This is a genomic window from Streptomyces albidoflavus (assembly GCF_000719955.1).
In the GTDB taxonomy this organism is placed as follows: domain Bacteria; phylum Actinomycetota; class Actinomycetes; order Streptomycetales; family Streptomycetaceae; genus Streptomyces; species Streptomyces albidoflavus.
In genome coordinates, this window is sequence record NZ_JOII01000002.1 from 150,395 (window position 1) to 172,500 (window position 22,106).

16 protein-coding genes are annotated in these 22,106 nt (G+C 73.2%); 3 read left to right on the top strand and 13 right to left on the bottom strand.

Annotated features, from left to right (window positions below; all coding sequences use genetic code 11):
• Positions 1-39: 39 nt before the first annotated feature.
• On the bottom strand, positions 40-2,109 hold the full coding sequence (locus IF45_RS0102440; RefSeq protein WP_003946743.1) for a SpoIIE family protein phosphatase: 2,070 nt from the start codon (positions 2,107-2,109) through the stop codon (positions 40-42).
• A gap of 120 nt (positions 2,110-2,229) precedes the next feature.
• On the opposite strand from IF45_RS0102440, the gene IF45_RS0102445 reads away from it, so the two are divergent.
• Positions 2,230-3,660, top strand: a complete 1,431-nt coding sequence (locus tag IF45_RS0102445; RefSeq protein WP_030305201.1) for a lipase maturation factor family protein — start codon at positions 2,230-2,232, stop codon at positions 3,658-3,660.
• 197 nt (positions 3,661-3,857) lie between these two features.
• Here the strand turns inward: IF45_RS0102445 and IF45_RS33090 are convergent, their stop codons facing one another.
• A complete protein-coding gene (locus tag IF45_RS33090; protein WP_015508256.1) occupies positions 3,858-4,031 on the bottom strand; it encodes a hypothetical protein in 174 nt (57 codons plus the stop codon).
• Between the two features lie 367 nt (positions 4,032-4,398).
• Positions 4,399-5,859, bottom strand: coding sequence for an SDR family NAD(P)-dependent oxidoreductase (locus IF45_RS0102455; protein ID WP_003946746.1), 1,461 nt, complete (start codon positions 5,857-5,859; stop codon positions 4,399-4,401).
• 338 nt (positions 5,860-6,197) lie between these two features.
• Here IF45_RS0102455 and IF45_RS0102460 point away from each other — a divergent pair, with 338 nt between their 5' ends.
• Entirely contained in the window at positions 6,198-7,109 is a 912-nt protein-coding gene (locus tag IF45_RS0102460; RefSeq protein WP_030305203.1) for a DMT family transporter, read from the top strand.
• Between the two features lie 21 nt (positions 7,110-7,130).
• On the opposite strand, the gene IF45_RS0102465 is transcribed toward IF45_RS0102460, so the two are convergent.
• A complete protein-coding gene (locus IF45_RS0102465) occupies positions 7,131-8,438 on the bottom strand; it encodes a peptidoglycan DD-metalloendopeptidase family protein (protein ID WP_030305204.1) in 1,308 nt (435 codons plus the stop codon).
• Between the two features lie 265 nt (positions 8,439-8,703).
• Between IF45_RS0102465 and gnd the strand changes: the two genes are divergently transcribed.
• Positions 8,704-10,161 carry an NADP-dependent phosphogluconate dehydrogenase gene (gene gnd, locus IF45_RS0102470; protein WP_030305206.1) on the top strand — a complete coding sequence of 486 codons (1,458 nt, stop codon included), beginning with the start codon at positions 8,704-8,706 and terminating at the stop codon, positions 10,159-10,161.
• A gap of 64 nt (positions 10,162-10,225) precedes the next feature.
• On the opposite strand, the gene IF45_RS0102475 is transcribed toward gnd, so the two are convergent.
• The 9 genes from IF45_RS0102475 to IF45_RS0102515 form a co-directional block, all read right to left on the bottom strand.
• Positions 10,226-11,167, bottom strand: a complete 942-nt coding sequence (locus tag IF45_RS0102475; RefSeq protein WP_003946750.1) for a pseudouridine-5'-phosphate glycosidase — start codon at positions 11,165-11,167, stop codon at positions 10,226-10,228.
• Positions 11,164-11,418 (bottom strand): tautomerase family protein, encoded by a 255-nt coding sequence (locus IF45_RS0102480; RefSeq protein ID WP_003946751.1) that lies wholly within the window; start codon positions 11,416-11,418, stop codon positions 11,164-11,166. Before IF45_RS0102480 ends, IF45_RS0102475 begins: the two co-directional genes overlap by 4 nt.
• Positions 11,419-11,471: 53 nt before the next feature.
• Positions 11,472-15,302: an amino acid adenylation domain-containing protein gene (locus IF45_RS0102485; protein ID WP_030305207.1), complete on the bottom strand. Its 3,831-nt coding sequence runs from the start codon at positions 15,300-15,302 to the stop codon at positions 11,472-11,474.
• Positions 15,303-15,582: 280 nt separating this feature from the next.
• The gene (locus tag IF45_RS0102490) at positions 15,583-16,245 is read right to left on the bottom strand and encodes an HAD family hydrolase (protein ID WP_003946753.1); all 663 of its coding nucleotides are present in this window, start codon (positions 16,243-16,245) and stop codon (positions 15,583-15,585) included.
• Positions 16,242-17,285: an EamA family transporter gene (locus IF45_RS0102495; RefSeq protein ID WP_003946754.1), complete on the bottom strand. Its 1,044-nt coding sequence runs from the start codon at positions 17,283-17,285 to the stop codon at positions 16,242-16,244. The genes IF45_RS0102490 and IF45_RS0102495 overlap by 4 nt, the downstream gene beginning before the upstream one ends.
• A complete protein-coding gene (gene upp, locus IF45_RS0102500) occupies positions 17,282-17,926 on the bottom strand; it encodes a uracil phosphoribosyltransferase (protein ID WP_030305209.1) in 645 nt (214 codons plus the stop codon). The genes IF45_RS0102495 and upp overlap by 4 nt, the downstream gene beginning before the upstream one ends.
• 1,103 nt (positions 17,927-19,029) lie before the next feature.
• On the bottom strand, positions 19,030-19,686 hold the full coding sequence (locus tag IF45_RS0102505; protein WP_003946757.1) for an arylsulfatase: 657 nt from the start codon (positions 19,684-19,686) through the stop codon (positions 19,030-19,032).
• Positions 19,687-19,711: 25 nt separating this feature from the next.
• Positions 19,712-20,077 (bottom strand): GNAT family N-acetyltransferase, encoded by a 366-nt coding sequence (locus tag IF45_RS0102510; protein WP_003946758.1) that lies wholly within the window; start codon positions 20,075-20,077, stop codon positions 19,712-19,714.
• Between the two features lie 74 nt (positions 20,078-20,151).
• A complete protein-coding gene (locus IF45_RS0102515) occupies positions 20,152-22,035 on the bottom strand; it encodes an ABC transporter ATP-binding protein (protein ID WP_003946759.1) in 1,884 nt (627 codons plus the stop codon).
• Positions 22,036-22,106: the final 71 nt, after the last annotated feature.

Consider the following 22,106-nt stretch of genomic DNA (forward strand, 5'->3'; position numbering starts at 1 on the left):
TCAGCGGCCGCCGGAACGCTTCCTGTACGGGGAGGTGGCTCAGCCCGGTCCCGGCGGGACGACGAACTCGCACCAGACGCACTTGCCGGTGCCGCGCGCCTCGACGCCCCAGCCGTCGGCGAGCCGGTCCACCAGGAAGAGGCCGCGCCCGGAGACGCCGTCCTCGCCGGCCTCGCGGCGGCGGGGCAGGGCGCTGGAGGTGTCCTCGACCTCTACCCGCAGCCGCCGCTCGGTGCCGGTGAGCACGCGCAGGGTGACGACAGCGGACCCCTCGGTGTGCATCAGGGCGTTGACGATCATCTCGTCGGCGGCCAGTTCGATCTCGTCGGCGCGTTCGCCCGAGCCCCAGGAGCGGACGGCGGCCCGGATGAGGTGGCGGGCCCCGGAGAGCGCCTCGGGGTCCTCCGGCGCCACGTGCTGGCGCAGCCGGCCGCCCGCCGCCGGGGTGGAGCCGGTGCGGCGGCGCATCAGCAGGATCGCCACGTCGTCCAGGCCGTCGCGGCGGTCGACGTCGGCGCAGAGCACGTCGGCCAGCTCGTCGAGATCGGCCGGGCCCTCGCGGACCAGCCGGGCCAGGGTGCGGAAGCCGTCGTCCAGGTCGTCGCCGGGGCGTTCGACGAGGCCGTCGGTGCAGAGGATGAGGGTGTTGCCGGGGTCGAGTTCGACGGTGGCGACCGGGTACTGGAGGCGGCCGAACTCGGCGGAGAGGCCGAGCGGCATGCCGCCGGGGACGGGGACGCGGGTGCAGGTGCCGTCGGCGGCGCGGACCATCGGGTCGAGGTGGCCGGCGCGGACGATCTGGAGGACCCCGGTGGTGAGGTCGGCGTCGGCGTACAGGCAGGTGACGAACCGGTCGGTGTCCAGCTCACGCAGGAAGGCGGAGGCGCGGGCCATCACGGTGGCGGGCGGGTGGCCCTCGGCGGCGTAGGCGCGCAGCACGATCCGTAGCTGCCCCATGACGACGGCGGCGTGCGTGTCGTGGCCCTGGACGTCGCCGATGACCAGGCCGGTGTGGCCGCCGGGCAGCGGGATGACGTCGTACCAGTCGCCGCCGACGTCGCGCCCGGCCCGCGCGGCGCGGTAGCGCACGGCGATCCGGGCACCGGGGACGGCGGGGATGGAGCGCGGCAGCATGGCCTGCTGGAGGCCCTGGGCGAGGTCCTTCTCCTGCTCGTAGAAGAGGGCCCGCTGGACGCTCTGGGCGATGGTGGAGCCGAGGCCGATGAGGAGGGTGCGGGCGCGTTCGCCGAACCGGGTGTCCTCGCGGTACAGCACGGCGAGGGCGCCGATGGGGCGGCCCTGGGCGACGAGCGGCAGGTAGGCGGCGGAGCTGATGCCGCTGCGCCGCAGGTGCCCGGTGACGGCCGGGTAGCGGCGCTCGAACTCGGCGCGGCTCTCGATGAAACGGGGGGTGACGGTGCGGATCGTCTCGGCCATCGGGTACGCCTCGTCGAGCCGGAAGTGTTCGGCCTCGCGGATGAAGCCGAGGGCCGGCCCGGTCGCCCGCAGCCGGACCCGGCCGCCTTCGAGCAGGCCGAGGGCGATGTCGGAGGCGCCGAGGCGTTCCAGCGTGCTCGGGTCCTCCAGGACCTCGATCACGTCGGCGAGGGTGCGGGCGCCGGCGAGGGCGTCGGTGGTGGACTGGACGATGCCGGCCTCGCGGCGGCGCCGGTCGATGCGGCGGCTGCGGGCGGTGGTGTCGTTGAGTTCCTGGGTGGCGTCGCGGATCAGGCCGACGATGCGCAGCGGCCGGCCCTCTTCGTCGCGGCGGATGTAGCCCTGGGTGTGGGTCCAGCGCAGCGTGCCGTCCCGCAGCCGCATCCGGAAGTAGGCGCCGTAGTTCTCCACGCCCGCCTTGAGCGCCTCGGAGACGGTCTCGTCCAGGCGGCGCCCCTCGTCCTCGGGAATCCGGACGGAAAGGGTCTCGGGGTTGTCGTCGTACTCGTCCGGGCGCATGTCGAAGACGGCCAGCGCCTGGCCGTCCATCGCCATCAGGCCGCTGTCCAGGTCCCAGTCGAAGCTGCCGATGCGGTTCAGAGCCAGGATCGGGTCCGGGTCCGCCGGCCAGTCGTCCGGGAGGGAGTGGGCGTTCGCGCCCCGGTCAGCCATGTCCCCACTCTCCCACCGCTTGGCAGATAGGTCGATATTTTCCCGTTCCGGGCGGAAATGCGGGGGCGCGGGGACGGCGGGGGTGACGATGGGCCCGCCCCGGCACGGAGGAGAGGCCCGATGGAATGGTTCGCGGCACCGGAGTACTGGCTGAGCCGCCTGGTCTTCCAGCGGCTGCTGGCCCTGCTCTACCTGGTCGCCTTCCTCACCACCGCGCTCCAGTTCCGCGCGCTCAGCGGCAGCCGGGGCATGACCCCGGTCCGCGAGTCGGTCACCTGGGCCCAGTGGCGCCACTCCCCCAGCCTGCTGCTGCCGCGCCGCTCGGACCGGCTCACCGCCTGCTGCGCCTGGGCGGGGTGCGCCCTGTCGGCGGCGCTGCTGGCCGGCGCCGACCAGCTGCTGCCGCTGTGGGGCGCCATGCTGCTGTGGACGGCGCCGTGGGTGCTGTACCTGTCCTTCGTCAACACCGGGAGCCTCTGGTACGGCTTCGGGTGGGAGCTGCTGATCCTGGAGGCGGGCTTCCTCGCCGTCCTGCTGGGCAACGACCGGGTGGCCCCGCCGCTGCCGGTCCTGCTCCTGCTGCGCTGGGCGCTCTTCCGGCTGGAGTTCGGCGCGGGGCTGATCAAGTGGCGCGGGGACCGCTGCTGGCAGGAGCTGACCTGCCTGTACCACCACCACGAGACGCAGCCGATGCCCGGACCGCTGAGCCGCCTCTTCCACCTGCTGCCGCGCCGGGTGCACCGGATGGAGGCGGCCGCCAACCACGTGGTGCAGCTCGGGGTGCCGTTCCTCCTCTTCACCCCGCAGCCGGTGGCGGGCGCGGCCGCCTGCCTCATGATCGCCACCCAGCTCTGGCTGGTCGCCTCGGGCAACTTCGCCTGGCTGAACTGGCTGACCATCGCCCTGGCGGTCACCGCCCTGGACCTCACCCCGCTCGCCGGGGACCGCGCCTTCGCCGCTCCCCCGCTCTGGTACGTGGTCGTGGTGTGCGCGGCGACGGCCGGACTGCTCGCCCTCAGCTACCGCCCGGCCCGCAACCTGCTCTCGCGCCAACAGGCGATGAACCGCTCCTGGGACCCGCTCCGGCTGGTCAACTCCTACGGCGCCTTCGGCACGGTCAGCCGGGTCCGCCACGAACTGGTGGTGGAGGGCACCGACGACCCCGCACCGGGCCCCGGGACGCGGTGGCTGGCGTACGAGTTCCGGGGGAAGCCCGGCGATCCGGCCCGGCGGCCGCGCCAGTTCGCCCCGTACCATCTGCGGCTCGACTGGATGATGTGGTTCGCGGCGCTCTCCCCCGCGTTCGCCCGGCCGTGGTTCGACGGCTTCCTGGAGCGCCTGCTCACCGGCGACCGGGACACCCTGCGGCTGCTGCGGCACAGCCCGTTCCCGCCCGACGCGCCGCCGGTCCATGTGCGGGTGCTGCTCTACCGCTACCGCTTCACCACCCGGGAGGAACGCCGGGCGACCGGCGACTGGTGGCACCGGACCTTCGTCCGCGAACAGGCCGGACCCACGCGGCTGAGCGGCGGACCCGGCGGGCGGACCTGACGACACCGGCGACAGCTCGGCCGGTTATGTCCGAAAACGGCCCCCTCGATGATGGTCACCGAAGGGGCCGCGCTGATACGGGTCCGCCTGACTGGGGCCTGTTCTCCCGGCCGGGCTGGTGCCCGGCCCCGGCCCGGCGGAGGCGTCGTACGCCGCCACGGGGCCGTGGGGCCGGGGCGTCCGGGGCCGCCCGGGCGTCAGTCGACGCTGGGCAGGATGTGCGGTTCGGCGAGGTCGTCCTCGTAGCCCGCGAGCCGGATCGGGGCCGACCGCGACCACACTTCGAGGCAGCCGGGGTTCTGGCTGACCTTGATCCTGCGGTCCTGCCGGACAGGGAGAGGTTCGTCCTGGACCATCTGTTCTGGTGTCACCGCGCACTCCTTCGTTTCCGTTACCCGTCGGGTGCCGCGCGTCCGGCTCCGTGCCGGGGCGCCCGCCCTCATGGGTCCTGCTCTCGAGGCCGTTCGGGCGCGGTGGCGCCGGGAATCGTGCGGGAGGGCCACCGGGTGACCGGTGAGTCCCGGGGACGCGCCGTGGGTGAGGTGGAACCCGGATGGGCTGTCCGTCGCCCAGACTAACCAAATGAGCGGCGCCGCGCTCGATGGCGCTCGAATTGCGGACGGAATGTCGGGACGAACCCACCTCATCCGGCCATGATCCGCCAACGCGGCGCGGCCCGCCCCTCCGGAGGAGGAACGGGCCGCGCGGGTGCGTGGGGCAGGGGGCGGTGCTACGGCCTCACCACTGGCCGGGGGCGTAGTCCTTGAGGAAGACCCCGTACAGGTCCTCCCCGGCCTCACCGCGGACCACCGGGTCGTAGACGCGGGCGGCGCCGTCGACGAGGTCGAGCGGGGCGTGGAAGCCCTCCTCGGCGAGGCGCATCTTGTCCGGGTGCGGACGCTCGTCGGTGATCCAGCCGGTGTCGACGGCGGTCATCAGGATGCGGTCCTTCTCGAACATCTCCTGGGCGCTGGTGCGGGTCAGCATGTTCAGCGCGGCCTTGGCCATGTTGGTGTGCGGGTGGCCGGCGCCCTTGTAGCCCCGGCCGAACACGCCCTCCATGGCGGAGACGTTGACGATGTAGGCGCGCCCGGCCTGCTCGGCGGCGGCCGCCATCACCGGCCGGAGGCGGCTGATGAGGATGAACGGCGCGGTGGAGTTGCAGAGCTGCACCTCCAGCAGTTCCACCGGGTCGACCTCGTCCACGGTCTGCACCCAGCTGTTGGAGTCGTGCAGGTCCGGGACGAGCCCGCCGGCGTCGATGGCGGTGCCCGCGGCGATCCGGGCCGGGGTCGCGGAGCCGGTGACGAGCGCCAGTTCGGTGATGTCCTGGGCGCTCAGCCCGCCCTGGCGGGGTCCGGGCAGAGCGGCGACCGCGCCGGAGCCGAAGCCTCCGATGATCTCGGAGGCGGGCAGCTCACCGGCGGGGAGCGGCGCGGACTCGGCGCCGAGCAGCTCGCTGTACGCCTGCGGGGAGCGGCGTACGGTCTGCGCGGCGTTGTTGATGAGGATGTCGAGGCGGCCCTCGGCGGCCAGCGAGTCGCTGAGGGCGACCACCTGGGCGGGGTCGCGCAGGTCTATGCCGACGATCTTGAGACGGTGGATCCACTCGTCGCTGTCCGGCATCGCCTTGAAGCGGCGGATGGCGTCGTTGGGGAAGCGCGTGGTGACGGTGGTGTGGGCGCCGTCGCGCAGCAGCCGCAGCGCGATGTACATGCCGATCTTGGCGCGGCCGCCGGTGAGCAGGGCGCGCTTGCCGGTGAGGTCGGTGCGGGCGTCGCGGCGCTCGCGGTTCTCGTGGGCGCAGCTCTGGCAGAGCTGGTGGTAGAAGACGTCGACCTCGACGTAGCGGGTCTTGCAGATGTAGCAGGAGCGGGGGCGCTGGAGCACCCCGGCGATGGTGCCAGCGGCGGAGGCGGTGGGCAGCAGCCCCTGCGTCTCGTCGTCGATGCGGTCGGCGGACCCGGTCGCGGTCGCCTCGGTCACCGACCGGTCGTGGGCGGTCTTGGCGGCCCTGCGCTCCTGTCGGCGGCGCTGCTTGACCGTCCGGTAGATCCCGGCCGTGGCGCGGCGCACGGTGATCGCGTCGGGGTGGTCGATCTCCAGGCCGTCCAGCTCGTCCAGGACCGACAGGCAGACGGCCAGACGTTCGGGATCGATGCCGGGGCCGAATTCCTGGCCCTCGGGTGCCACCGTCATCGTTGTTCCTCGTGTGTTCGTCCGCGGGGTCCCGGGGCGGTGCCGGCCGGGACGCGCTTCTCGCGGGGCGGGGCGGCTCGCCGGTACCGGCGGCCCCGCCAATTTTGCCATGCCGCCGGGGTGGCGCGGGCGGGCCGGGTTCCGGGGGCGGTGAGCGGGCAGGAGCGGGAGACTGAAGAGAGGCGGGGACCGTCGGCGCAAGGCGGTGGCCCCTGCACGGGACGGGAGCAATCGCGGCCTCGTGTACTCCAGCGGCAGTCGGCGCGAGGGCCTCCGTGGAACGACGACACGGGCCATGTCCCCCGGCAGAGGGCGGCGCCGCTTGGGAGCCGAATCGCATGAATGATCTGACACTGTCGCTGCTGATGTGCCTGGCCTCCGCGCTCGCCTACGCCGGCGCGGCGATCGTGCAGGAGCGGGTGGCCGAGGAACAGGGTCCGGCCTTCGTCCCCTGGCGGCGTCCCACCTGGTGGGGCGCGGTGGCGCTGAACGGCTCGGGCGCCGTTCTGCACGTCCTGGCACTCGCCTACGGACCCCTGACACTGGTGCAGCCGCTGGGCGCGCTGACCATAGTCTTCGCGCTGCCGATGGCGGCGCTGCTGGTGGGCCGCAAGGCCGGTGCGACCGCCTGGCGGGGAGCGCTGATGGCCACGGTCGGGCTGGCCGGTCTGCTCGCGCTCACCGGTTCACCGGGGAACGGTGGCCCCGACGCGACGGAACGCACCCTCCTGGTGATCGTCACCGGTGCCACGGTGTGCGTCCTGGCCGGCGCGGCGCTGGCGGCGCACCGGCATCCGGCGGTGCGCGGCGGTCTGCTCGCGGCGGCGGGCGGGGTGGCCTTCGGCATCGCCTCGGTCTTCACCAAGATCGTCACGCAGGCGCTGGGCAGCCGTGGCCTCCTCGGCCAGATCCCGGACCTGGCGGTGGTCGCGGTGCTGGCGGTGGGCGGACTGCTCCTCTCCCAGGCGTCCTACCGGGGAGCCGGCCTGGCCGCGCCGCTGGCCACGGTCACGGTGGTCAACCCGGTCGCCGCCGCGGCGGTCGGGATCGCGCTCTTCGGCGAGGGGTTCCGGTTCGGCACGACGGGCACGGTACTGGCGCTGAGCTGCGGGGTGATCGCCGCCGGAGGGCTGATCCTGCTCACCACGGAACGCATGCGGACACACGCCACCGCCTCGGAGCGGCGGCAGACCGCCTCGGGCCCGGCCGGAGCGGAGCCGGCCGGGCCCGAGGCGGCGCGCCACGGCTGAGCCGGACCGCGCGAACGGCGGTCAGACCTTGACGCCGCCTCCCCGGAGATAGGCGAGCGGGTCGATGTCGCTGCCGAAGCCGGGGCCGGTCCGCACCTCGAAGTGGAGGTGGGGGCCGGTGCTGTTGCCGGTCGAGCCGGAGCGGGCGATGCGCTGCCCGGCCTGCACGCTCTGCCCGCTCCTGACGGTGAGCGCGGAGAGGTGGGCGTACTGCGAGTACTTGCCGTCGTTGTGCTTGATGACGACCTGGTAGCCGTAGGAGCCGCCCCAGCCGGCCGAGACGACGGTGCCCGAGGCGGCGGCCTTGACGCTGGTGCCGGTGGGGACCGGGAAGTCGACCCCGGTGTGGTACCCCTTCGACCAGGAGGCCCCGGAGGCCCGGTACGGGGTGCCCGTCCCCGCGTCCACCGGGGAGCTGAACCGGGCCGTGCTCGGCGCGGAGACCTTCTTGGCCTCCTCGGCCTTCTTCTTCGCCGCTGCCGCCTTCTGGGCCTCCTCGGCCTTCTTGGCGGCCGCCGCCTTCCTGGCCTCCTCGGCCTTCTTCGCCTCCGCGGCCTTCTTGGCGTCCGCGGCCTTCTTCGCCTCCGCCGCCTTGGCCGCCGCCTTCTCGGCCGCCTGCTTGCCGGTGGGCTCCGGCCCTGTCCTGTCCTTGGCCCTGGGGGCGGGGCGGTCCTGGGGCGGGGTGGCGGCGCCGGGCTTCACCTGGAGGCGCTGGCCCGGGACGATCAGGTCGGGGTCGGTGCCGACCCGCTCGCGGTTGGCCTGGTAGAGCCGCTGCCAGCCGCCCTTGACCCGCTGCTCCTCGGCGATCTGGGAGAGGGTGTCCCCGCGGACCACGGTGTACATCTCCGCGGTGCCGGCCTTGGACTGGGGGGTGGTGGTGGGCGTGGCCGCCGGGGCCTTGGCGGGCCGGGGTGGCGGGGCCGCCTCGGGCGCGGCCGGGGCCGGACCGCCCCGGGTCAGTCCGGCCTTCTGGGAGCAGGCGGGCCAGGCGCCCGGGCCCTGTCCGTCGAGCACCTTCTCGGCGACCGCGATCTGCTGGTCCTTGGAGGCGAGGTCGGCGCGGCCCGCGTAGGCACCGCCGCCGTACGCCTCCCAGGTGGACTGCTTGAACTGGAGGCCGCCGTAGTAGCCGTTGCCGGTGTTGATGCTCCAGTCGCCGGAGGACTCGCAGGCGGCGACCTTGGCCCAGGTGTCGGCGGAGGCGGCGTCGGCGGTACCGGCCGCGACCAGCGGTAAGGCCAGTCCGGCCCCGCCCGCCGTGACGGTGAGTGACGCGCGGTTGATTCTGCTCTGCTGCCGGCGCCGGTGACGTCCGCGTACGGCCATGACAGGCCCCCCTTGACTCTTGCGCGCCCGGGGCCCGCCCCGGCCGGGCGTGGTGTGAGGACCCGAACGTAACGGGGGTCAACGCTCCGTGACAAGGGGGCGCACGACGGGCGCACGGGGCACCGGGTCCGCACGGGGTGGCCGGGTGTGGGGGTGGCGGCGGCGGGCAGGCGGCGCCGGGCGCGCGGACCTGCGGTCACGCGCCGATACTGACCTGACGCCCTTCCTTTCCCCCTGCCTGCCCGAACGTGTGAGAGAGACGGCCATGAGTGAGACAGCCCAGCCCACTGGTACCGCGCAGATCGGCGTCACCGGCCTGGCGGTGATGGGCCGCAACCTGGCCCGGAACTTCGCCCGGAACGGCTACACCGTGGCGGTGCACAACCGCACCGCCGCCAAGACCGAGGAGCTGGTCTCCGGCTTCGGCGACGAGGGCACCTTCCTGCCCGCCTCCACCCCCGAGGAGCTGGTCGAGTCGCTGGAACGGCCCCGGCGGGTGCTGGTCATGGTGAAGGCCGGCGCCCCGACCGACGCGGTGATCGAGGAGTTCGCCCCGCTCCTGGAGGAGGGCGACATGATCATCGACGGGGGCAACGCGCACTTCGAGGACACCCGGCGCCGCGAGAAGGCGCTGCGCGAGCGCGGCGTCCACTTCGTCGGCACCGGGGTGTCCGGCGGCGAGGAGGGCGCGCTGCACGGCCCGTCGATCATGCCGGGCGGCTCCGCCGCGTCCTACGACGCGCTCGGCCCCATGCTGGAGAAGATCTCCGCGAAGGCCGACGACGGCACCCCCTGCGTCACCCACGTCGGGCCGGACGGAGCGGGCCACTTCGTCAAGATGGTCCACAACGGGATCGAGTACGCGGACATGCAGCTCATCGGGGAGGCGTACCAGCTGCTGCGGGAAGTCGGCGGCTACTCCCCCGCCGAGATCGCGGAGATTTTCCGGACCTGGAACACCGGGCGGCTCGACTCGTACCTCATCGAGATCACCGCCGAGGTGCTCGCGCACACCGACGCGGCCACCGGTGAGCCCTTCGTGGACGTGGTCCTGGACCAGGCCGAGCAGAAGGGGACCGGGCGGTGGACCGTGCAGAGCGCACTCGACCTCGGGGTTCCGGTCTCCGGGATCGCCGAGGCGGTCTTCGCCCGCGCGGTCTCCGGCCACGCCGATCTGCGCAAGGCCTCGCGGCACCTCGCCGGGCCCACCCCGCGCAAGCTCCCCGCGGACGACGCCGCCACCTTCGCCGACCAGGTCGAACAGGCCCTCTACGCCTCGAAGATCGTCGCCTACACCCAGGGGTTCCACCAGATCGCCGTCGGCAGCGAGCAGTACGGCTGGAACATCGACCTCGGCAGGATCGCCGCGATCTGGCGCGCCGGCTGCATCATCCGCGCCGCCTTCCTCGACCGCGTCACCCAGGCCTACGACGCCCAGCCCGGGATGGTGAGCCTGCTGGCCGACCAGGGCTTCGCCGACGAGACCGCCGCCGCCCAGGACGACTGGCGCACCGTCGTCGCCACCGCCGTCACCAACGGCGTCCCCACCCCCGGCTTCGCGGCCACTCTCGCCTACTACGACTCCCTGCGCGCCCCGCGCCTGCCCGCCGCCCTCACCCAGGGCCAGCGCGACTACTTCGGCGCCCACACCTACCACCGCACCGACCGCCCCGGCACCTTCCACACGTTCTGGGGCGGCGACCGGAGCGAGACCGAGGCCTGAGACCGTCGCCGCACGCCGGCCGGCCCGGGGCAGGATCCCCGGGCCGGCCGGCGTGCGCCCTCGGTCAGTTCCCCGACTGCAGGTGCCGGGCGTAGGCGGCGGCGAGCCGGCCCCCGGTCTCGGCGGTGGAGATCAGCACGGCCATGTTGGCCTGGGCCGTCCGGCCTCCGGTCGCCTTGTCGACGGCCCGCATCAGGTACTTGGTGAGACCCTGGCCGCTCACCCCGTCCCGCTCCGCCTGTGCCAGTGCCTCGGTGATCGCCTGCTCGGCCTCGGCGGAGTCCACCGCGTCCTCGGGGCGCGGGGGTGTGGTGATGACGACGGAGCCGGGGTGGCCGGCGGCCCAGTGGGTGGCGACGATGCGGGCGAGGAGAGCGTCGTCGTCCACGCGGTGCGGGGAACGCACGCCGCTGGAGGCGCAGTAGAAGGCCGGGAAGTCGTCCGAGCCGGTGGAGATCACCGGGACGCACTGGGTCTCCAGGTACTCCATGGTCAGCTTCAGGTCGAGGATCATCTTGGCGCCCGCGCAGACGACCGCCACCTTGGAACGGGTCAGCTGGATCAGGTCCGAGGAGACGTCCATCGTGGCCTGCGCGCCCCGGTGGACCCCGCCGAGCCCGGCCGAGGCGAAGAACGGGATGCCGGCGAGTTCGGCGGCGACCAGGGAGGAGGCGACAGTCGTGGCACCGCGCCCGCCCCTGGCGAGGACCACCGGCAGGTCGCGGCTGGAGACCTTCGGGATGCCCGGCTCGGAGGCGAACCGTTCGATGTCGTCCTCGCTCATGCCGACTCTGATCGCGCCCCCGTCCAGACAGATCGTGGCGGGAACGGCCCCGCCCTTGCGGACGGCCGCCTCCACCTGGTGGGCGGTCTGTGCGTTGTCCGGGTAGGCCAGTCCGTGGGTGATGACGTTGGACTCCAGTGCGACGACCGGGCGGCCCTCGTGGAGGGCCTCGCGGACTTCTTCGGTGTGGACGACCGGAATGGACGGTGCTGCGGGATTCATCGGGTTCCTTCGGTGGTGGCGTTCGGGGTGTATCCGGGCTGCTTCCACAGCAGGTGCGGGCGGGCCTCGATCTGCGGCTGCCAGACGAGCTCGGTCCACCGGGACGGGTCGACCGGCTCCACGGCGATGGACACCGCCTCCGGCCCGGTGCCGAAGACCCGGGTGACCGTCTCGGTCAGGGCTTCGACCAGCTCGGCCTTCTCGGCCTCGGAGAACGTACGGCTGAAGTGCTGGATGCTGACGTGTGGCATGTGGCGGGTTCCTCCCGGGTGCGATTCTGCGGTGGCCGAGGCCGGGTCGGGGTCTAGGCGAAGAGGTCCAAGGCGCGTATGCCGGAGATCAGTTCGGCCACGCCCCGCTCCCTCAGCACCTCGTAGTGGTCGCCGGTGAGGGGCACCACCCGCGGTGGCCTGGCCGAGTAGCCGGAACTGTCCTCCAGGAACGAGTAGTCGTCCCCGTGCGCCTTGAAGACGGTCACCGGTGCCTCGACCCGACGCTCCCGCAGTTCGCTGAAGGTGTATTCGAACGCGTAGGTCGCCGCGACGACCTGGGTGATGCGCCGGATCGTCTCCGGGGACAGCGCGGGCATGGTGCGATGGACGAAGGCGACGAAGGAGTCCTCGTCGGTGGTCTCGCGCAGGCAGGCGGCCACGGCGGGCCCGTGGATGGTGACGGTGAAAACGGAGTGGAGAATGGTCACGTAGACCGGGTTGGCGAACGATGCCTCGCGGCCCCGGCGCCGGCCGTCCTCGGTCCGGACGCGCGGGTTGCCCGGGCAGATCAGCAGCAGGTCCTCCACCTTCTCGCCCGCCTGCTCCAGCTGCCAGGCGGCTTCGAAGGCCACCCGCGCGCCGAAGGAGTAGCCCCAGAGGGTGTACGGCCCCGAGGGCTGCACGCGCCGTATTTCGGCGATGTCCGCCTCCGCCATCCGCCGGACGGTGGGGTGGGGGGTCTCGCCGGTGTTGATGCCCTGGGCCTGTACGGCGGTCACCGAGCGCTCACCGTCGAAGCCCAGGGCGAGCGGGCGCAGGTTCATGGGGTAGCCGCCCAGGCCGGGCCAGACGAAGGCCCGGGCCGGGGCGCCGTCGCTGTTGAGGCGTATCAGCCTGGAGGCGGGTGCCGGGGCGCGCTCCGCCACGCGGGCGGCCAGTTCGGCGAGGGTAGGTGCCTCGAACACCGTCTGGAGCGGGAACTGTGTCCCGAACCGTCTGTTGATCCGGTTCACCAGGGCCACGGAGTGCAGGGAGTTGCCTCCGGAGGCGAAGAACTCGTCCCTGGTGGAGACGTCTTCGTAGCCGAGCAGGCGGCCCCACTCGCCGGCCAGCCACCGTTCGGTGGGCGTCGCCGGTGCGACGTGCGGGGTGGTGTTCCGGCCGGCGGCCACCTCGGGCAGGAGGGCGGTGGCTTTGAGATCGGTCTTGCCGTTGGGGGTGACGGGCAGCTGGTCCACCACGACGACCCGCGCCGGGACCATGTAGTCGGGGAGGAACTGGGCGGCGTCGTCGCGGATCATCTCCGCCGGTCCCTTGGTGTGCACGGCGTCCTCGTTCATGCCCTCGTGCGCGGCCTGTTCCGCGGAGACCGGACCCCCCACGAAGAAGTACGAGGCGGGGGCGGCGCGCACCGAGGCGCGGCTCAGGAGGTCGTCCAGGCGCTGCGCGGCGGGCAGCGGGTGGCCGGTCCGCGAGGAGTACCCCGCCGACATCAGCCCCATGCCCCCGACGCGCTGGAGGCGGTGCAGCAGGGTCCCGAGCACCATGTACCGGCGCCAGTCGTCGCTCGTCCGCGCGACGGCGCCGATGCCGAACGAGGCCCGCTCGTACACGCCCTGGTTGATCGCGATGACGTGGCGCTGCTCCACCACCTCGTCCCCGAGACGGACCAGCGTGCCGTCCTGGTGCCGGTAGAGGCCGCCGGGCAGTCCCTCGACCCGGTCACCGTGCACCTGGAGGAACAGCTCCACCTCCTCGGGGCGGGGCCGGCCGTCGTGCGGGACCACCGCGAAGGTGCCCAGGTAGTGGTCGTCCGCCGCGACGTCGAGCCGGGCCGCGGCGTCCGGGTCGAAGCCGTGCGGGGCCACCATGAGGCCCATGCCCGGCAGCACCTCCTCCAGGACCCCGAGCATGTGCCCGGCCTCGAACTCCAGCACCTCGACGATGTTGTTCTTGTAGACGGGCTCGACGGCCCGCCGCTTCCCCAGGAAGTGGATCTTCAGCTCGGCGGTGCGGCCCGGCGCCGGGTGGTCTCCGACGCGTACGAGGGTGTGGTCGAAGGGGTGGTGGTAGTAGACGCCCGACAGCCCGGCCACACCGTCGATCTCCAGGTACAGCTGGGTGGCGTACAGGGCTCCGGGGGACGCGTAGGCGTACTTCGGCAGCAGTCGGTCAGGGCTGCGGTGCGGACCGAGCCACCGCAGGAGGGAGCCGAGCTCCTGCGGGGTGAGTCCGCCCGGCCGGCGGGCGGCGGCAGCGGGCGGCGGGGGCGGGGTGAGCAGCGCGGTGAGCTGCTCGGCGGTCGCCCGTCCCCCCTCGTAGAACCGGTACGACTTGCGGGCGAAGGCGGCTCTTCGCTGCTCCGGCGTCGCCTCGGCGCCGGCCAGCGGGACGACGGTCCGGCCTGCCAGTTCTTCCGGTTCCCGCAGCCCGGGGTTGGCGAGCTGGGCCTTCACCTGGAGCTTGGAGGACTTGGACTGGTGGTGCCCGGCGTCGGAGCGCCCCTGGTCCATCACCGCCGCCGTGTGTTCGTTGAGTTCGACGGCGGCGACCAGGACCTGCGAGCCCGTGCGGGGGTTGTCCGTGACCACCGCGGCGGCCTTGCGCACCCACATGTGCTCCTCGACGCGCGACGCGACCTCCTCCAGCTCGACCCGGTAGCCGCGGAGTTTGACCTGGTTGTCGGTGCGGCCCTCGTACTGGATCGTGCCGTCGGGCCGCCACCGGGCGAGGTCGCCCGTGCGGTACAGCCGCTCGCCAGGGGCGGACGGCGCGGTGAGGAAGCGCTCCCGGGTCGCCTCGGGCCGGCCGGCGTACCCGCGGGCCACCTGGACCCCGCCGATGAACAGTTCCCCGCTCCGCCCGGTGCCGACGGGCCGGAGGTTCTCGTCCAGGATGTGGCAGGTGACGCCGTCCGCGGGTCTGCCGATGGGCAGGATGTGGAGGTCCTCGTCGTCGAGGGTGTCCGGGGAGACCTCGAGGGACGTCGCGTTGATGGTCGTCTCGGTCGGGCCGTAGAGGTTGACCAGCGAGACGCCTGGCAGGGTGCGGAGCAGCTCCTGCGCGAGGGCCCGGGTGAGGGCTTCGCCGCCGGAGAAGATCCGGGTCAGTGTCGAGCAGGTGTCCAGCTCACCGGTGTCCACGAGGGCCCGCAGCAGGGTGGGCACCCCCTGCAGGCAGGTGACGCCGTACGTGTGGATCGCGTCGATGACCGCCTGCGGGTCGCGGAAGGACCCCGGCGGACTCATGACCACCCGCGCCCCCGCCGCACAGGCCAGGATCTCCCACTGCGCCGCGTCGAAGCTGATCGGCGTCTTCTGCAGGACGGAGACCGCCGGGCCGAGATACCCACGGCGCGTCAGCCACCGTAACTGGGCGACGACACTGCGGTGTTCGATCATCACGCCCTTGGGGCTGCCCGTGCTGCCGGAGGTGTGGATGACGTAGGCGAGGTGGTCCTCCCGGGGCTCGGGAAGGGGGTGCGCGCCGTCGGCGTCCGTGGCCTCGTCCACGGTGACGACCAGGGTGCCCGCGGGAACCAGGCCGTGCAGCCTGGCGCGCAGGTGGCTCTGGGTGACGACCACGCCGACTCCGGCGTCCGCCGCCATGTGGCGAAGCCGGGAGTCCGGGTAGTCGGGCGAGAGCGGAAGATAGGCCGCGCCTGCGGTGAGGATGCCCCACACACCTGTCACCAGGTCGGCGGAGGGCTCCACGAAGAGCCCGACGCAGGTGTCGGGCGACACTCCGGCGCCGACCAGGTGGGAGCCCATCCGCGTGGCCGCGGAGTGGAGTTCCGCGAAGGTGAGACGGCCCTCCGCCGCTGTCACGGCGGTGTCGTCGCCGCGCTCACGGGCCTGGTGGCGCAGCAGGGCGGGCAGGGAGGCGTGCTGGCGGGTGGCGGGTGGCGGCGTGCTGGTGCTCATCGTTGACGATCCCCCGAGTGTGTGATCTGCGATGGGTACGGCCGGATCGGCGGCGGGCGCCGGTGCAGGCTGGTGCTGATCGTGCGAGGTGAACTCATGGGCGTGGTCGGCCCTGTTGTGCCCTGCGGGAGTGCGAGACGGCATCACGGCATGGCCCGACGGCCGGCCGCCGGGAGCAGGGTTACCGGACGGCCCGGGGGAAGAGCTGCCCCCGGGCCGGGAGTGACGGGTGACGGGCGGGGCCGCGCGCTGGGCACGGGCGCGCCGGGGTCGGGCGTGGTCAGTCGGCGCGGAGGATCCGCTCCACGGCGGTGGGGAAGTCCCGCACCGTCCAGGTGGGCCGGACCGCGGCCAGTTGGCCAGGCGAGTGGATGCCGTAGGTGACCGCGACGCTGCGCATACCGGCGTTGTGCGCCATCGAGATGTCGTGGGTGGTGTCACCGACCATGATGGCCCGGGCGGCCGGATGGCCCAGTTCGGCGGCGATGAGCAGGCCCGTCTCCGGAGCCGGTTTCGGTTCCGTGACGGCGTCCGCGCCGACGACCATGGCGAACCGGTCCCGGATGCCGGCCGCCGTCAGCAGCACCTCGGCACTCGCGGTGTGCTTGCTGGTGGCGATGGCGAGCAGCAGGCCCGCCTCGGACAGCTCGGCCAGGCCGTCGACGACTCCGGGGTACAGCAACGACTTGGCCTTCGGCACGATCTGTTCGCGGTACAGCCGTTGGTAGCACGGCACGGCCGCGTCGAGGGTGGCGGCGGGCACGGAGGCTCCGATGAGCTGGGCGAACGCCTTCTCGAGCGGGAGCCCGATGGTGGACCGGATCTCCTCGGGGGAGGCGGCCGGAGCGCCCAGCTCGGCCAGGGTGGCGGTGAAGTTCTCGACGATGGCGTTCGGGGTGTCGACGAGGGTCCCGTCGAGATCGAACAGAACGGGCCGCGTCATGACTGCTCCTTTTCCGTGATCTTTCGGCTCTCCGGGACCGGCTGGGAGGAACGTGCCGCCGGCCGGTCACCGGGCTGCGGCGAAGGCGGTGCCGGATGGGCGGGCCCGGCGGCCGCGGGCGTCTCCGTGCCCGCCTCCGCCGGTTCCGGTGGCGGGCCGGACTTCCGGGCCACCCGGGACTCCCGCGCGCTGGAGCGCTGGGCCAGCAGGACCGCGCTGATCACGGCGACGGCTCCGGCGCCCTGGACGAGCGTCAGGCCCTGTCGCAGGAAGAGGTAGCCGAGGACGGTGGCGGCGAGCGGGCTCGCGAAGCCGAGCAGCGACACCGTCAGGGCCGGGAGCCGCTCGATGCCACGGAACCAGACGGCGTAGGCAAGGAGGGCACCGATGAGGCTGAGGTAGGCGAACCCGGCGAAGTTCGGCCAGGTCAGCCGGTCGGGAAGCCCTTCGGCCGCCAGCGCCACCGGGGCGATGAGCAGACCGCCCACGGCCAGCTGCCAGCCGGTGAAGGTGAGCAGTCCCACCCCCGGAGGCCGGCCCCAGCGCTTCGTCAGGACGATGCCCGCCGCCATGCATGCGGCACCCCCCAGACCGGCGGCCACCCCGACCGCGTCGAGTCCGGCCTCCGGCCCCAGGACGAGCATGCCCACCCCGGCCGTACCGAGGACACAGGCGCCCACCTGCCAGCTGCGGATCTTCTCGCGCAGCAGCAGCGCGGACAGCAGGAGGACGAAGACGGGCTGGATGGAGCCGACCAGCGCGGCGACACCGCCGGGCAGGTGGTAGGCGGCGACGAAGAGCAGATAGAAGAAGAAGCCGATGTTGAGGGCGCCGAGCGCCAGGATCCGCCACCACCAATGGCCTTGCGGGAGCTTTCTCCCCGCCAGCGTGAGGATCAGCCCGCCCGGCAGGGCCCGCACGGCGGCGGCGAGGAGCGGCCGGTCCGGCGGAAGGAACTGCGTCGTCACCAGATAGGTGCTGCCCCAGACGACCGGAGCGAGAACGGTGAGCGCGGAGTCGAATCCGGCACGCTGCCTCATGAGGCGGCCGTCGGGACCGTGCCGAAGAACCTGTCCCCGAAGTCGCCGATGCCGGGCACCATGAACGCGTGTTCGTTCATTCCGTCCTCCACCGAGGACGTCACGATCTTCATGTCCGGGGCGGCGAGGCTGACACGCTCCAGTCCCGTGGGGGACGCCAGGAAGTTGACCAGAACGACGTTCTCCTCCGGAACTCCCGCGTCGCGCAGCACGTCCAGGGCGGCGAGGGCCGAACCCCCGGTGGCCAGCATGGGTTCCAGGAGCAGCACGTGGCCCGAGCCGATGTCGCCGGGAAGATGCTTGTAGAACAGCTCGGGCTGCTTTGTCCGCTTGTCCCGCTGGATCAGGATCTTTCCGATAGGGATTCCGGGGATCATGTCTCGCAGCTCAGCCTCCATGCTTTCCCCGGCCCTGACCACCGAAACCCCGCAGACCCGCGGAGTGAATTCGAGTCCGTGGTAGGTCTCGCCGACCGGCGTGGTGACGTCGCGTTTCCCGAAAGGAAGCAGATCGAGCCCCGCCTCCAGCAGCAGCCGGATGATGCGCCGCGAGTAGACCTCGAAGTCCCTTCCCGACGCGCTTCTGTCGCGTATGACGGTGTGGAGCGCGCGTAACTGGTTGGTCTGCGGCAGCAGCAACACATTTCGGGCAGAAATCAAGACGACCCCCCGTGGAAGATGGAACGGCGAACACGTACGCCGCAATACCAGACTGGGGGCTCGATGCAGCCTCCCCAAGTCACATCGGACGTTTCGGGGTCCAGACCGCCGACCCCGAACGGTCGGGAACACTAGGTGGCTCAATAAGAACCTGTCAATCGTCAGCCATGCCGGACCGGCCAGTGCGCCAGGAGGCCGAGATATTCAACGTTCCTTCGACCGCGCTGCTGAAATCGGGCCACATTTGGCCTCTACCTGCAGAGGTTTACGCCGCCAGGGTTTCGATACCGGCCGCGCGCAGGCGATTTCGTCCCAGATGAACGAAAGGTGAGTATCGCTGTGCGCGCCCTGCGGATTCCAGCATTCCGGTAACGCGAAAAGCACTCCCGGCCAGGGGAAATGAACACCGGCCAAAGCAGAGCCCAATAGGAGCCGGACGTTATGCGCCGACGGCTGGAGAACTGGGCGCGACAGGCCGGGACGAGGCGGTGCGCGGACGGCCGGAGCGGAGGAGGGACGGCGCCGATCCGCCCGAACGCCGTCACCGGGGCCACCTCCGGCGGACCGACAACGATCATGGGCGGACCCGTCCGGGCCGCAGACAAACGCGGACGGCCCGGCACCCGTGGAGTTCCACGGGTGCCGGGCCGTCCCGGTGCTCAGCGGGGGTCGGGCTGGGGCTCCGGAGGCGCCGGGTCGGGGTAGGGCGCGGGGTCCGGCGGGGGTTCGGGCAGCGGTCCGGGGTCACCCGGCGCGGGACCACCTGGCCCGGGGAGCGGGCCGGGGTCCGGCGGCGGCCCGGGCGGGACCGGATCGGGGCTGCCGGGACCGGGGGGACGCGGTCCGGGCTGGGGCCCGGGCACCGGGTCGGGCCGGTCGGGCCCCGGCGGGACGGGCTCCGGGCTCGGCGGCGCCGGCGGGACGGGGTCGGGGTACGGGTGGGTCATCGTGTCCTCCAGCCGGGGGCGGCCGGGCGGGGGGTGCCCCCGCCGTACGGCCGGCGCCCGGAGCGGGCGTGGACGGGCGGCGCCGGAAGGTTCCGGCTCCTGATGTCTCCCACGGCTACCCGGCACTCGCGCGCCCACTCATCCGTTCGGGGGACCGGGCTCACCGGTGGCGGCCAGCGCGGCGGCCGCGAACCCGGGGCCGGGGCTGGCGAAGACCGGCGGTTCGGCGGGGAGCAGGGCGCGGGCCGGCTCCATGGACGCCTGGGCGAGGACCACGGCGTCGGTCCCGGTGACCGGGGTGAGGGCGGCGGCCACGGCCCGGTGGTAGCCGTCGGTGTCGCCGGCCTCGAAGAGGTCCCAGGCGCCGGGAACCAGGAGGGTGGTGATCCGGGGGCGGTGTCCGGCGCGGCGGGCGGCCTCGGTGACCAGGTCGGCGGTGGGGCCGAGGGTGGAGGCGAGGGCGGCGGCCACGGTGATCCGCCCGTCCCCGGCGCGGGCCACCGCCGCCTCGGCCATCGGCCGGTCGACCCGCAGCACCGGGACGGGGGCGGGCAGCGTCTCGGCGACGGCGCCGAGGGTGGAGCAGGTGCACAGGACGGCGCCGGCTCCCTCGTCCACCGCCCGCCGCACCACCTCGGCGATCTCGTCGGCGACGGCGTCGGGCCCCTCGCGCCGGGCCCGGTCGAGGAGTTCCGGAGCGACGGTGTGGCGCAGCGTCAGCCCGGGCCGCTGCCGGTCCCGCAGGGCGTCGAAGACCGGGACGTGCACGGGCGAGGTGTGCAGCAGAGCGAGCATCCGCCGATCGTACGGTCCGGGCCGTTCACCAGAGCGAGGGGTCCTCGGCCACCTTGACGCGGGCCGCCTCCAGCAGTTCCTCGGAGGCGGGCGCCGCCCGGTCGGGGTGGCGCTGGGCCCACTGGGCGACGTAGGGGCAGAGCGGGGCGACGGCGAGCCCCTCGCGGCCGGCCGTCGCGTAGAGCTCGGCGGCCAGCGCGGAGGCGATGCCGTGGCCCTCGTGGCCCGGGTCCACGATGGTGTGGACCGGGGCCAGGGCCGCCTCGGGCGTCTCCAGGACGAGGTACTGGATGTGCCCGATCACCTCGTCCTCGGCGACCGCGCGGAGCATCCCCGCCGTCCGGTCGTCGATCAGCTCGGGGACGGGACGCTCGGTCGGGGACTCGCTCATTTCCTCGCTCCTTGGCCGGTCCGGCATTCCGGTCGCCACCGTACGTTCCGGGCGGCCGGGCGGCATGTGCACGGTCAGCCGACGGTCTCCCCCGCCTCGGTGGGGGCGAACTGGGTGCGGTACAGCTCCGCGTACCGGCCCTCGCGGGCCAGCAGGTCGGTGTGGGTGCCCTGTTCGACGATGCGGCCGTCCTCCACGACGAGGATGCGGTCGGCGGTGCGGACGGTGGAGAGGCGGTGGGCGATGACCAGGGCGGTCCGTCCGTCGAGGGCTTCGGCGAGGGCCTCCTGGACGGCGGCCTCCGAGGTGTTGTCGAGGTGGGCGGTGGCCTCGTCGAGGATGACGACGCGCGGGCGGGCCAGCAGCAGCCGGGCGATGGTCATGCGCTGGCGCTCGCCGCCGGAGAGCCGGTAGCCGCGCTCGCCGACGACGGTGTCGAGGCCGTCCGGCAGCGAGGCGACGAGGCCGTCGAGGCGGGCGCGGCGCAGCGCGTCCCAGAGTTCCTCCTCGGTGGCGGCGGGGCGGGCGAGGAGGAGGTTGGCGCGGACCGACTCGTGGAAGAGGTGGCCGTCCTGGGTGACCATGCCGAGGGCGTCGCGCAGGGTGTCCGCGTCGAGGTCGCGGACGTCCTGGCCGCCGATCCGCACGGCGCCCGCGTCGGTGTCGTAGAGGCGGGGCAGCAGGGCGGCGATGGTGGACTTGCCGGCGCCGGAGGAGCCGACCAGGGCGACGGTCTGGCCGGGCTCGGCGCGGAAGCTGACGCCGTGCAGGACCTCGGTGCCCTCGCGGCCGTCGAGGGCGGCGACCTCCTCCAGGGAGGCGAGGGAGACCTTGTCGGCGGACGGGTAGGCGAAGACGACGTCCTCGAAGGCGACGTCGAGGGGCCCGTCGGGCAGCGCGCGGGGGTGCTCCGGTGCGGCGATGAGCGGCTTCAGGTCGAGGACCTCGAAGACCCGCTCGAAGCTGACCAGGGCGGTCATCACCTCCAGGCGGGCTCCGGCGAGGGCGGTCAGCGGGGCGTACAGGCGGGTCAGCAGGAGGGCGAGGGAGACGACGGCGCCCGGTTCCAGGGCGCCGCTCAGGGCGAGCCGGCCGCCGAGGCCGTAGACGAGGGCGAGGGCGAGGGCCGAGACCAGGGTCAGGGCGGTGATGAAGGTGTACTCGGCCATCGCGGTGCGCACACCGATGTCGCGGACGCGGCGGGCCCGTCCGGCGAACTCGGCGGACTCGTCCGCGGGCCGGCCGAAGAGCTTGACGAGGGTGGCGCCGGGGGCGGAGAACCGCTCGGTCATCCGGGTGCTCATGGCGGAGTTGTGCTCGGCGGCCTCGCGGCGCAGGGCCGCCATGCGGCGCCCTGTGCGGCGGGCCGGGAGGACGAAGACGGGCAGCAGGACGAGGGCGAGCAGGGTGACCTGCCAGGAGAGGCCGATCATGACGACGAAGGCGAGGACCAGCGTGGCGACGTTGGAGACGATGCCGGCGAGGGTGTCGCTGAAGGCGCGCTGGGCGCCGATGACGTCGTTGTTGAGGCGGCTGACGAGGGCGCCGGTGCGGGTCCGGGTGAAGAAGGCGACGGGCATCCGCTGGACGTGGTCGAAAACGGCGGTCCGCAGGTCGAGGATGAGCCCTTCGCCGAGGCGGGAGCTGAGGCCCCGGGCGACCATGCCGAGCCCGGCCTCGGCGACGGCGATGGCGGCGATGAGCAGCGCGAGCCGGGTGACGAGGGAGGGGTCGGAGCCGGAGACGAAGGCGTTGACGACCTGTCCGGCGAGGACGGGGGTGGCGACGGCGAGCAGTGCGGTGGCGACACTGAGCACCACGAACCAGCCGATGCGGGCGCGGTGCGGCCGGGCGAAGGCGGCGATGCGGCGCACGGTGGCGCGGGCGAGGGGGCGGCGGTCCTGTTCGGCGTGGAGGACGCTGTAGAGCTGCGTCCATGCCGTGGTCTCCATGCTCATGAGGGCGAAGCTAGGACCTCGACTTAAGTCGAGGTCAAGGGCGCCCGGCCGGAGGGGGTTCCTCCCGCCGG

What these genes read in the sequence shown, in the direction of transcription:
- IF45_RS0102475 (WP_003946750.1), bottom strand. Translation starts at nt 11,167, where the DNA reads ATGAATCCCGCAGCACCGTCCATTCCGGTCGTCCACACCGAAGAAGTC.
- gnd (WP_030305206.1), top strand. Translation starts at nt 8,704, where the DNA reads ATGAGTGAGACAGCCCAGCCCACTGGTACCGCGCAGATCGGCGTCACC.
- IF45_RS0102455 (WP_003946746.1), bottom strand. Translation starts at nt 5,859, where the DNA reads ATGACGGTGGCACCCGAGGGCCAGGAATTCGGCCCCGGCATCGATCCC.
- IF45_RS0102510 (WP_003946758.1), bottom strand. Translation starts at nt 20,077, where the DNA reads ATGAGCGAGTCCCCGACCGAGCGTCCCGTCCCCGAGCTGATCGACGAC.
- IF45_RS0102515 (WP_003946759.1), bottom strand. Translation starts at nt 22,035, where the DNA reads ATGAGCATGGAGACCACGGCATGGACGCAGCTCTACAGCGTCCTCCAC.
- IF45_RS0102440 (WP_003946743.1), bottom strand. Translation starts at nt 2,109, where the DNA reads ATGGCTGACCGGGGCGCGAACGCCCACTCCCTCCCGGACGACTGGCCG.
- IF45_RS0102480 (WP_003946751.1), bottom strand. Translation starts at nt 11,418, where the DNA reads ATGCCACACGTCAGCATCCAGCACTTCAGCCGTACGTTCTCCGAGGCC.
- IF45_RS0102490 (WP_003946753.1), bottom strand. Translation starts at nt 16,245, where the DNA reads ATGACGCGGCCCGTTCTGTTCGATCTCGACGGGACCCTCGTCGACACC.
- IF45_RS0102445 (WP_030305201.1), top strand. Translation starts at nt 2,230, where the DNA reads ATGGAATGGTTCGCGGCACCGGAGTACTGGCTGAGCCGCCTGGTCTTC.
- IF45_RS0102485 (WP_030305207.1), bottom strand. Translation starts at nt 15,302, where the DNA reads ATGAGCACCAGCACGCCGCCACCCGCCACCCGCCAGCACGCCTCCCTG.
- IF45_RS0102505 (WP_003946757.1), bottom strand. Translation starts at nt 19,686, where the DNA reads ATGCTCGCTCTGCTGCACACCTCGCCCGTGCACGTCCCGGTCTTCGAC.
- IF45_RS0102465 (WP_030305204.1), bottom strand. Translation starts at nt 8,438, where the DNA reads ATGGCCGTACGCGGACGTCACCGGCGCCGGCAGCAGAGCAGAATCAAC.
- IF45_RS0102495 (WP_003946754.1), bottom strand. Translation starts at nt 17,285, where the DNA reads ATGAGGCAGCGTGCCGGATTCGACTCCGCGCTCACCGTTCTCGCTCCG.
- IF45_RS0102460 (WP_030305203.1), top strand. Translation starts at nt 6,198, where the DNA reads ATGAATGATCTGACACTGTCGCTGCTGATGTGCCTGGCCTCCGCGCTC.